At 36.5% G+C, this 12,175-nt stretch carries 7 protein-coding genes; 2 read left to right on the top strand and 5 right to left on the bottom strand.

Annotated features, from left to right (window positions below):
- The 4 genes from ACY65O_RS14640 to ACY65O_RS14655 all read right to left on the bottom strand — a co-directional run.
- Positions 1-443 (bottom strand): c-type cytochrome domain-containing protein (locus tag ACY65O_RS14640; RefSeq protein ID WP_462221601.1); only part of this gene is annotated, 443 nt, incomplete at its 3' end.
- 32 nt (positions 444-475) lie between these two features.
- On the bottom strand, positions 476-2,605 hold the full coding sequence (locus ACY65O_RS14645) for an alpha-L-fucosidase (protein ID WP_462221602.1): 2,130 nt from the start codon (positions 2,603-2,605) through the stop codon (positions 476-478).
- Positions 2,606-2,616: 11 nt separating this feature from the next.
- Positions 2,617-4,026: an alpha-L-fucosidase gene (locus tag ACY65O_RS14650; RefSeq protein ID WP_462221603.1), complete on the bottom strand. Its 1,410-nt coding sequence runs from the start codon at positions 4,024-4,026 to the stop codon at positions 2,617-2,619.
- A gap of 64 nt (positions 4,027-4,090) precedes the next feature.
- Complete coding sequence (locus ACY65O_RS14655) at positions 4,091-7,033, bottom strand: reprolysin-like metallopeptidase (protein ID WP_462221604.1); 2,943 nt, start codon at positions 7,031-7,033, stop codon at positions 4,091-4,093.
- Positions 7,034-7,212: 179 nt separating this feature from the next.
- On the opposite strand from ACY65O_RS14655, the gene fumC reads away from it, so the two are divergent.
- Complete coding sequence (fumC, locus tag ACY65O_RS14660; protein ID WP_462221605.1) at positions 7,213-8,610, top strand: class II fumarate hydratase; 1,398 nt, start codon at positions 7,213-7,215, stop codon at positions 8,608-8,610.
- Positions 8,611-8,663: 53 nt separating this feature from the next.
- Here the strand turns inward: fumC and ACY65O_RS14665 are convergent, their stop codons facing one another.
- Positions 8,664-10,349 (bottom strand): PQQ-dependent sugar dehydrogenase, encoded by a 1,686-nt coding sequence (locus ACY65O_RS14665; protein ID WP_462221606.1) that lies wholly within the window; start codon positions 10,347-10,349, stop codon positions 8,664-8,666.
- 553 nt (positions 10,350-10,902) lie between these two features.
- On the opposite strand from ACY65O_RS14665, the gene ACY65O_RS14670 reads away from it, so the two are divergent.
- The coding region (locus tag ACY65O_RS14670) for a hypothetical protein (RefSeq protein WP_462221607.1) at positions 10,903-12,175 on the top strand (1,273 nt) is incomplete at its 3' end.

A 12,175-nucleotide genomic window follows, 5' to 3' on the forward strand; every position in this document is an offset into this window, starting at 1 on the left:
CAGCCCTGTTCCACTTCGCCGGGCAATGCAGTTTGCTTAACTGAAACATAAGCCCAGTGATCGCCCCATTCTGCCCCCTGATCAATCCATTTTTTTAAAATATCAATTTCGTTTTTTGAAAGTGCATCATGTTTGTAAGGCATTCTTTCATCGGGATCGGTTGCAGTAATTCTTTTTATTAATTCACTTTCCGAAGCATTGCCGGGAATGATGGCGGGTTTTCCTGATTTTGTTTTTGCCAGCGCTTCAGTCCTGAATAATAAACTAAAATCTGCTTTTTGCCTTACGCCTCCATGGCATGCAATACATTTTTTATTAAAGATGGGCTTTACCTGTGTGTTAAAATCAATTGTATCTTTTGGAAATGCAAAAAAATAAATTAGTGCTGCACTTATAAGCAGCAACACAATTATTACAATTTTATTGGATAGCAATTTTTTCATACTTCATATAGCCTGCTTAAAGCTAAAATACTTTATTGAGAAAACAGCAATGATGGGGATAATTGCTGCTTTTCTCCGCCTTCTTTTTGCAGCAACACTTTTAAAGTATTACCACCGCCACTGTCAAAATATAAAACTATTATTTTATGAAAACCTTTTTTTAATGCTGCCCTGCCACTTTTTTCGGCTGCACCATGTTCGCCGTCATTATTTACAATTTCAATATCATCAATAAATAATTTACTGCCATCGTCCGATTCTGTAAAAAAAGTAAAGATGCCGTCTTTTTCAATTTTAATAAACCCATAAAATTCAAATGCAAATTTATCGGCACGTTGTTTTTTATCAAGATTAATTATTGGTACTACTCCTGATTTTACGGGAGTTAATTTAAACGGATTAACCAAATTAATATCTTTATCTGCTTCATAATAATTATAGGCTATTGAAGATTTAAGATTATTAACCTTTACAGGTTTCATCCACTCAAAAACTTTTACCGGCAGGCTGTTAGTTTCACTGGTTAGTGCTCCGGCTAAAAAAGCTTTTGCTTTAATTACAGTTGTTCTTTCAATTGTAAATGGTTTGGTATATAAGTTTGAATTTTGATTGGGTTCGCTGCCGTCAGTTGTATATCTTATTGCTTCAACACCTTTTGTTGTAAAGCTTACAATTGGTTTCATAGCATCAGCTTTATATGCTGTTTCAATTTTTGGCTTAGCTGTAAACATTCCAAAATTTTCTATTTTAACAGCATAAGCATAAGGCGCTTTTATTTTATTAGGATTATACTCAGGTAAATTAATTATTGTATTACCATCCTCCTGTTTCCAATTTATATTTTCCTTAGTGGATAGAAAATTGATTTTTGTACCAATGGGCAGAGTAATATCTTTCAATACTAATTTTTTATTATCAGGATATTTTGGAAAGATGGCATACAAGGAATTTGTTGCCGCATTATAAGTATAAAAAATTTCTTTTACAGCATAACCCGGGTCAGGATCAACTGTAATTTTTAACAGCATATCGCCACTGCGGTTTTTATATTCCCTGTTGCCCTCACTCCATTGCGAATGTGCTTTCCATCTAACAGTATTATAAATTGCTTCGCCATTTATTTTCAGCCACTCTCCCATTTGCAATAAACGCTCCTGCATTATCGGTGGAATTTTTCCATGTTCATCAGGACCAATATCCAATAAAAAATTTCCACCACGGCTTACTTTATCTATCAGTTGCAATACTAATGATTGGGTGGAATTATAATCCCATGCATCTTCCTCCCTGTTATATCCATAGCTAAAACCCATGCCACGGCTTTCTTCCCATGCATGATCTTCAAAATCTAAATCGGGTTGATACTCGGGTGTAAAAATTCCTCCATGTTTAAAACGTAATCCTGCTCCCCAGCGATCGTTAACTATAATTTTATCTTTTACAATACTTTCGTTGTACAACCAGGTTAAAAATTCTTTACTTTTCCAAACCGTATCGCTTGCATCCCAATCACCATCGGTCCAAAAAACATCGGGCTGATAATTATTGATCAGTTCTTTCATCTGCGGCCACACATGATCGGCAGCATATTTATTTTTATCAGATTTCCACAATGGGTTAAACCATTCGTATAAAGAATAATACATGCCTGCATGCACCGAAGTTTTACGCACAGCTTTAAAAAGATCACCCAGCAAATCTCTTTTTGGCCCCACATCAACGGCATTCCATTTAAAGCCCCAGGTTTTATTGGCTTCTTTGTTTGGCCATAAAGTAAATCCATCATGATGTTTAGAGGTAAGTACAATATATTTTGCACCACTCTGTTCAAAAACTTTTGCCCATTCATCGGGGTTAAATAATTCTGCTTTAAAATCGTTTGCCAGATCGTAATAAGTTCTGTCGCCAAATTTTGCTTTATGAAATTTTTGTCTTGCCGTATCACTACCCTGTAAACCCTGCTGGTACCATTCTGCATAATTACCTTTTGTACACCAGCCCGGCACAGCATAAACACCCCAATGAATAAAGATGCCAAATTTTGCATCGATAAACCAAGTGGGCACTGGCCGTTTATCTAAACTTTGCCATGTGGGTTGATAAGATTGTGCATAAATATGTATTGAAAAAAGTATGATGGGGGAAAAAAATATTTTTTTCATCTTAATTTAATTTATTTTTCGGTGAGGTTATCATTAATATAATAAACTTCTATTTCACTAATCTTTATTCTCTCTTTCCCTTCCAGAAAATATATCATTAAATCATCAACTTCCAAAGCAGGAAACGTGACAATTCTTTTATTTCCAATTGTACTATTTATATAATTTTCTAATTGCTTATTATTTCTTACTTGAACATAAAATTTTTGAACAGCCTGTCCATCCTTAATTTTTTCTTTTAGTATCACACAATTTATTTTTGTTGATTTTTTAAAATGAAGTTGTATAATTTCGTTTTTGCAGTCGGTTATTTCTGCAAAAGTTGATACATTTTTATCATTTACCAATCCACGAAATTTAATAGAATCACTGGAAGTAATTAATGCTTTAGCTTTTAATGCTAAATTATTTTTAAAGCTTTCATCCCTCAATTTCTTAAACCCTACCAAAGCCGCAGAATCAAATTTAGTAATCAACCCATTTCCATCCGGTGGTACATTCAATAATAAGTTGGCACCACGGCCTACGCTTTTTAAATACAACTGAAACAATTGTTCCGGTGTTTTTACTTTATCCTCTTCTGCTTTATGATAAAACCAACCCGGCCTTATACTTACATCACACTCTGCAGGTATCCAGTATTTACCGTTTACATTTCCTGCATTTAAAGTATCCGTTGTTGGTGCATGCAAACCCGGTTCAAAACCATCGATGTTTAAAGTGTTCCAGTTGGTAGTGCCGGCAATACCATTTTCATTGCCACACCATCTTATATCGGGCCCAACATCGCTAAAAATTACGGTGTTGGGAGAAAGCTGGCGAACTGTTTTTTTAAATCTTGCCCAATCATACACTTGTTTTTTTCCATTGGGGCCTTCGCCATTGGCACCATCCCACCACAGTTCCCAAATGGGGCCGTAATTAGTAAAGATTTCTGTCATCATGTTTACAAAAACATCGTTGTATATTTCGGATCCATAATCAGGATGATTTCTGTCCCATGGAGAAATATACACACCGAATTTTAATCCATATTTTTTACAGGCTGCAGATAATTCTTTCAGCACATCACCATTACCATCTTTCCATTTACTTTCTCTAACCGTATGTTTACTGAATTTACTGGGCCACAAACAAAAACCATCGTGGTGCTTTGCTGTTATAATAATTCCTTTTGCCCCTGCAGCTTTTGCCACACGGCACCACTGGTTGCAATCTAATTTTGCAGGATTAAAAATTTCTTCCTTTTCATTTCCATGCCCCCATTCCAAATCGGTAAATGTATTGGGGCCAAAATGCATGAACAAATAAAACTCCATGCCATGCCATGCCAATTGTGCCTTGGTTGGTTTGGGTAAATTATTTTGTGCCGAAGATATTGTTGCAATAAATAAAAGAAGAAATAATGCATTTTTTTTCATTCTCTAAATTACAAAAAAAGGGGTTGCAATAATTGCAACCCCTTTTCAATTTTAAATATTCGTTTTATTTACTAATAACAAGTCTCGCCATTTGTATGTTGGCACCATTTTGTATCTTAATAAAATACATTCCACTTGCCAATAAGCTTACATCTAAATTCCGGATATTGTCTCTTTCATTTACCGCCATTGTTTTTCTTAATACTACACTTCCCAATTGATTGGTTACAATAACATTTACTTTACCATTTACTGCAGAAGTAAATGAAAGCCCTGCTGTGTATCCAACCGGGTTGGGGAATACAGAGAATTTGTTATTGGAGAATTGTACTATTTCAGCACCAGCATTTCTTGCAGCTGTACCTGTTTGTACCCTTAATGTATAACAGTTTGTTGCATTAAAAGCATTATTATTTCTTGGATAAACCCTTGCATAATAAGTACCTGCAGCCACGGTAGCGTTAATGGTTTCGCTTGTAGTACCTCCGCTTGATGATGTCTGCAATGTAGTACCACTGCTGTTTAACAATGCCAACTGGTAATTAGCAGGTAATGTACTTAATGTAATAGTGATAGTGCCACCGGTAGTAATAGTAAATTTATAATAATCATTATCTCCCGATACATTTATCAATCCTTTTACATCAGTGTTTAATGGAATTAATGCAGCTCCACCAGTTGTTCCATTAGTACTTACATCATAAATACCAGGGCATGTAACCGGAGGCGTTGCTGTTGTAAATTGCGACTGAACATAATTGCCGGAACCACCGGTACAAGTTGATCTAACTCTCCAGTCGTATAAAGTACCCGCTGTTAATGCAGATAAATTAACTGATGTTGCAGTTGTAGCTGTAGCAGCATTTATCCATGTTGATGAAGCATTTGTTTTATAATCCACATCATAACTTATTGCGCCGCTAACAGCGGTCCAGCTAACCGTTGCACTTGTTTGTGTAATTGAAGTTGCTGTTAAGCCCGTTGCATCTCCGCAAGCTGCAGGTGCGCCAATAGTAAAGGTTGTGTTAGAAATATCAAAGAAAATATTACCCACAGCTTCTACTTTTACACGGCAGGTTGTTCCCGGTGTTGAAGGAACAGTAATAACTTCTGAACCATCATTGGCAGTTGCAGCAGCAAGTACTGTTGAAAATGTATTACCTCCATCTGTTGATAATAAAATATTTACAGAAGCGCAACTTACTGGTGCTGCGGTTGTGCCATTTACGCTCCATGTAACGGTCGCTGCACTTCCTGCAGACCATGTTACCGCTGTATTGGGTGCAGTAACTGCAAACGGGCCTGATGTATTGGTAACAGTAACTACAGCATCTGTAAATGCAGTTTGGCCAATTGTTGAACCTGCAACATAAGGGTTATTATCTCTTACGGTTACCCTGAAATTTAAAGTTCTGGAAACTGAACTTAAAGCTTCAATATTTGCACCTGCATCGCCGCCGGGTAATGGTGGCGTTACATTTAAACCTGAGAGTATGGTTGATAATTTTGGAAATGTTCTTGTGCCGGTAACTGTAGCAGGAAATGATAACCAGTTTGGGCCTGCTGCTTTAGTTGGCGATGCCACACTGCTTGCACCTGAAACAGTTGAATTATCATTTTGCTCCCAGCAATAAGTTAACGGATCATTTTCTGCATCTGTTGCAGCACCTGTTAAAGCAAATGGTGTACTGATGGGAATAGTATAATTACTAACTGCTGCAACAACCGGGGCATTATTAGCCGTCATTGCTACAGATACGGGGCAAGTTTTAGCAGCTAAATTGGCTTGAATTTGTGCAATGGTTGCTTCATGAAATATATCAATAGAGTGAGGTGCTACGTCTTGAGCAGTAATACCTGCATACCCCATAATAGTAATACCGGAACCCACTTCTTTATTTACACCTGTGCCTTCAAGCGACATAGAGAAAGTGTGATTGCCACCCAACTGATGGCCTACTTCATGCGCTACATAATCTATATCAAAATTATCTCCCTGTGGAATACCATCTGCAGGCGAAGTGATACCGCTTCCTTTAGAACCATTTACACAAACGCAACCGATACAACCTGCATTACCGCCTCCACCAGATGCACCAAACATGTGGCCAATATCATAATTGGCTTCTCCAATAACTGATGTTAACGTAGATTGCAATTGTGCGTTCCACTGGCTTAAAGTTGTTGAGTAAGGATCTGTTGAGGGATTATAATAAATAACTGCGGTTGTGTTTGCAATAAGATTAAGGTGTAATGCCAGATCTTTTTCATAGCATCCGTTACAACGTGTAAGCGTTGCATTATATGCTGCTAAAACCAACCCTACCTGTGCAGCACCTGTTGCACCAAAAAAGTTTGCATACTCTCCGTTGCAAGACTGTGCTAAACGCATAGTTTTTAACTGCCCTGTAGAACTGCCTGATAAAAATGGTTCCCGAATTTTTGACTTAATATCAGCATCCATTTGTTTTTCTTCTGTGGTGCAGGTCCATGGTAATTTTCCTTTTTCTCTGTGAGAACTGAATACAGCATAAACCGTATGATCTTTTGAATAAGGTTCAATGAATTCGTTTGCTTTATCCGTTCTAAAAACCATCGTTTGAATCCCCTGCGGAGAAATACTCAATTTTAAAGTAGCATATTTATCAGTGATCCCTTTACCTGAATAAGCCCTGATGTGTGGAAATTGTGCCTGCAAATCAGGCTCAAAATTTGAAGCTTCAAATATTTCGAACTGTTCGTATTTTCCCTCAGCATTAGGAAGCGAAATAACTGAAGAAAATTTTGAAGGCCTGCTGCCTACGATTGAAAACAATTCTTGTTTTAGCAGTTCGGTATTTAAATTAAATAATTTAAAGGCTTTAGGATAAGTTAGTCTTGCAACAGCCTTATCTGTTGTAATGGTGCTGCGGCTTTCATTGTTTGCAGACCAAAATTTGTCTGTTTGTGAAAACGCCAAAGAACTAATCAACCCTAACATTAATGTTAGTAATAAAGCTTTTCTCATAATAGTTTGTTTGTTTTAGTAAATAAAGCAGCATTAAATGTAGTATTATTATAACTATTAAAAAATAGTAAATGTTCAAATGTTAATATCTTTTTCGGTACATCTTACTTGGTGTTTTTACTCACTCAGGTATATCATTTATCTTTGTATGAATAATTTTATATCAATCAATTGTTTATATGGAATACAGAATAGAAAAAGATACAATGGGGGAAGTAAAAGTGCCTGTTGATGCGTATTACGGTGCACAAACACAACGCAGTATCGATAATTTTAAAATTGCACAGGACATTAATAAAATGCCCAAAGAAATTATTGCCGCTTTTGCTTACTTAAAACATGCAGCTGCTTTAACTAACGCCGACGCTGGAGTATTAGCCAAAAAGAAAGCCGCTTTAATTGGCAGGGTTTGTAAAGAAATTTTAGAAGGGAAACTAAATGATTATTTTCCCCTTGTAGTTTGGCAAACGGGCAGCGGTACCCAAAGCAATATGAACGTAAATGAAGTGGTGGCTTATCGTGGCCATGTAATTAACGGCGGTAAATTATCTGATAAAGAAAAATATTTACATCCTAATGATGATGTAAATAAAAGCCAGAGCAGCAACGATACTTTTCCAACAGCTATGCATATAGCTGCTTATAAAATTTTAATTGAAACTACAATACCAGGAATAAAAAAACTTAGAGATACACTTGATAAAAAAGCTAAGGCCTTTAAAAAAGTTGTAAAGATCGGCCGTACACATTTTATGGATGCTACACCACTAACATTAGGCCAGGAGTTTAGTGGCTATGTATCGCAGTTAGATCATGGACTAAGAGCCATAAAGAATACATTGCCCCATTTAAGTGAACTTGCATTGGGAGGCACTGCTGTTGGTACAGGAATTAATACGCCGCCAAATTATGATGTAAATGTTGCAAAGCATATTGCAAAACTCACCAAACTTCCTTTTAAAACTGCAGAAAATAAATTTGAGGCACTGGCTGCACACGATGCCATTGTAGAAGCACATGGTGCTTTAAAAACTGTTGCCGTTAGTTTAATGAAAATTGCCAATGATGTCCGCATGTTATCGAGCGGACCAAGAAGTGGTATTGGCGAAATTTATATTCCTGATAATGAACCTGGCTCATCAATAATGCCCGGTAAAGTAAACCCCACGCAATGCGAAGCATTAACCATGATTGCTGCACAGGTAATGGGCAATGATGTTACTATTGGTATTGGCGGCAGCAACGGCCACTTTGAATTAAATGTTTTTAAACCGGTGATGATCTATAATTTTTTACACAGTGCAAGATTAATTGGTGATGGCTGTGTAAGTTTTAATGATAAATGTGCAGTAGGGATTGAACCACTAAAAGCAAACATTAAAAAACATTTAGACAATTCGCTAATGCTGGTTACTGCACTCAATACAAAAATTGGTTATTACAAAGCTGCAGAAATTGCACAGAAAGCACATAAAGAAAATAGTACTTTAAAAGAAATGGCGGTTAAGTTAGGCTATGTAACACCAAAAGAATTTGACGAATGGGTAATACCGGAAAAGATGGTGGGAAAAATTTAATAAAAATGCCGTAACAAAAATTGCGGCATTTTATTTTTATTGAATTAATCAGTTTAAAATTTAATTATCTTTTCAATCTGCATCTCTACATCAAAAGCATTATACAATTTAAAAGTATAAATACCTTTTGGTAAAGAAGAAATATCTATTGAAAAATTATTTTTATAAGATGTTGTTGCATTCACCAGCTTTCCATTCATATCATATAACTGTGCAAGTAAAGGTTTACGCATTTCTTTTTTAGCCTGTACATTTAAAATATTTGAAACCGGGTTTGGATAAATCTTTACCAGATTTTTTACTACAATTAGTTTTTCTCCATTTTCATTTATTGCCAATAGTGGCCCGGTATACGCATACTCCATAATACTTCCCCCATTTGAAATAGCCCCAACATCACGGGCAACATAAAATTTAAAACCGTCGGGGCTGGTGGTAATTCTTCTTATCCTGTTACCATCGCCCCTAAAATAAGATACCGTATCTCCGGTGATACCATTACCTGCAGCATTTAATTTAACCCTGTAAATCATATTTTTTTTGAGCGGTGTAATTAATAAAGAAGCCGACCATCCTGGAATAATATTCTGTCCATAAAAATCAATACTTGAACAGGCAACTGTTGGCCAAAGGTTATTGTTTGATTCAGTCATTAAAGCAGGCATCTCCGCAGCAGTTGCTGTAAATAAAGTAAAGATGGGTTCTTTGTGGACCCCAACATTAGCTGTACAAAATGCATCTTCATCCGCACTGTTATTTTGGCCAATGCGGTAACCGTTTACGTTGTCATCGCAATAGCCCGACACTTTATCCCATCCATAATTTTTTCCGGATTCAATAATATTTATTTCATCATCGGTCCTGTCCATCTGTTCGCTGCTGTACAAAAAGTTTGTGCCATTTACATTACCCCATGCAAGGCCCTGCGGATTACGATGGCCTGAAGAAAAAACATAATCCTGCGGTGTAATAGCTGATGAATTATAAAACGGGTTATCATTTGGCACCCAGTTATCTGCTCCGCCATCATTGTCAATTCGGGTATTTATTCTTAATACTTTTCCTTCCATAATATTTACATCCTGTGCATTTTCCGGCCGGGTAGTATTTAAAAACTGTCCTGCACCCATATCACCTACGGTGTAGTATAGCCTGTATTGTGTATGGTCAGCATCAGCTCCCGTTTCAATAACAGGGCCAATTACTAACCTGCCCGAATTATGATCGCTGCTGCCCGGTATGTTATTTAAAATAGTTACGGGGTTAGATAAAGTGTTACCATCATATTCGAACCTTACAATTTTTGTTGTAAAAATACAACTGGTATTTGTGCCGGGGCAAGCGCCTCTGTTATATACATATGCAGCATAAACCCATGGCGCCGCATTTCTAACCGCCTCGTCTGTTGAATACAAATTAGGATGTATGGCTAACCCCATCAAGCCTCCCTGTGGTTGTGTGCCGCTGCCTGATGTAAAATTTATTGATGGGTCAGTTGCTCTTAAATCTATTAACGCTGTTTTCTGTCCAGTGGCAATACTTACCCTGCTTATAGTGTATGCTTTATTTTCTGTAACCCACAACGAATCGTTGGGGCCATATACAACCTCCCATGCCGAATTAAATCCGGATGCAACCGTTCGTTTTGTAAATGATGTTTGGGCAGATATATGATGGGCACAAATAAAAAAATAAAATATGCAGCATATTTTACTCATGAGTATTAATTTTTTTTTCATAGTTGGATTTTTATTGGTCTAGTAAAACTGAAATAGTATAACACAAAAACCGAACCCTTTTTAAAAAGATTTTAAAGCACCTGATTTAAAAACGAAAAAATATTAGCCGTTAGTATCCATCTATATACATGCAGGTAAAACAGCGTAAAAAACGAAATAACACCCTGCTTAAATTACTTGTAAAAGTACCACAGACCAAATAAATTGTACTATATCCATTAAAAAAATACAAGTAAAATTCATGAAATTTTTAAGTAAAAAAACTGAATTTCAGGTATTTATAAACAATTTTAAAAGAAGTGATTCTTTTTCATACTAACAGCAAATTTATTGCGTTGTCAAAGTAATAAGTGCTGTAATTAACCATTAAAAACCCAGGTATTATTTTACTGTTTTAATAAATAATCCTGGTACAGATTCTACCCTCGTACTTCCCATAAGGCAAATAGTATTATTCCTTTTTGCGGGAATAATAAATTACATCAAGTAATGCCAACAATGATGAATATTATAAATATCCGAATCCCATTTTCAGCACCAAAACTGAAATACTATGAAAAGACATCTACTACAAATTTATTTTGCTGTTATTTTTTTATCAGGCCTGATTATTAATCAACGCTTGAATGCACAGGTAAAAACTGGAAAAAGTTATATCAATGTTTCTAAAAATTTAACAGGGGGCACATTTGAACCCGGTGACACACTTGAGATACGTGCTGCCATTGCTGTAGATAATTTTGCAGCATTGTCTATAACACAAGTTAGATATAACGATACCATTAATGCCAACTTTACTTATTTACCCAACACACTTAAAATTATAACCAACGAAGGTTTAACCTTCAGGGCTTATACTGATATTGCAAGCGATGACGCTGCCATGTTTAACAATGTAAACAGAACACTAAGGATTAATTTGGGCAGAACAGCAGGAATTGCAACAAATACCGGTAATGCAACAACAGGCGGGGGCACTATTGCCTATAACGACAAACCTTCTTTTTATGGTAGTGTATGTATAATGGTAGCATCGTACAGGGTAAAAATAAATAATACTGTTGCATATAACAGTTTACTAACTATGCCGGGTGGGTCTTTTCGTTACACACAATCTGCCACTGCGGTAACTGCAGTTTTTGCTCCCAACAACCTTATGGTTTTTCAAAATATTGGTGTGTGCCCTAATTTTGTTGGCGGCAATGCACTTATTGAAAACAACGGAACTTTTGGTACCGGTACTGTAAGAAACAGAAGTGCATCAGCAATTGTACCGGGTTACACTTTTGTAAATTTTTCTGCCAATCAACCTAATGACGGATTTTATGGAATATGCAATAACAGCAGTGCCGCAGGTGCTGTTAACAATGCAGTTCCTTATCCTGATAATTCAAGAGTATTTTCGGTGTGGGATATTATTGGGGATCATACCGGTGCCGCCAGTCCCACACTTGGTAATCCTGCAACAGCCGTCGGTGCCAATGGTGGATACATGGCAGTGGTAAATGCCAGTTATGCCATCAGCCCCGCTATACAACAAACAGTAAATAATTTATGCCCTTCTACCTATTACGATTTTAGTGCCTGGTTCAGAAATATTTGTTCTAAATGTTCCTGCGACAGTAATGGCCGTGGTGCTTTAAATGCATTATTTAACGGCCCTTATCCGCCGGGTGTAAAGCCTAACTTAACTTTTCAATTAAATGGTATTGATTATTATACCACCGGTGATTTACCTTACAATGGCCTGTGGACAAAAAAAGGTTTTACTTATTTAACCGGTGCCTCACAAACTTCATTTACATTATCTATAAGAAATAATTCTC

This window comes from Ferruginibacter sp. (assembly GCF_031430955.1).
GTDB lineage: Bacteria > Bacteroidota > Bacteroidia > Chitinophagales > Chitinophagaceae > Ferruginibacter.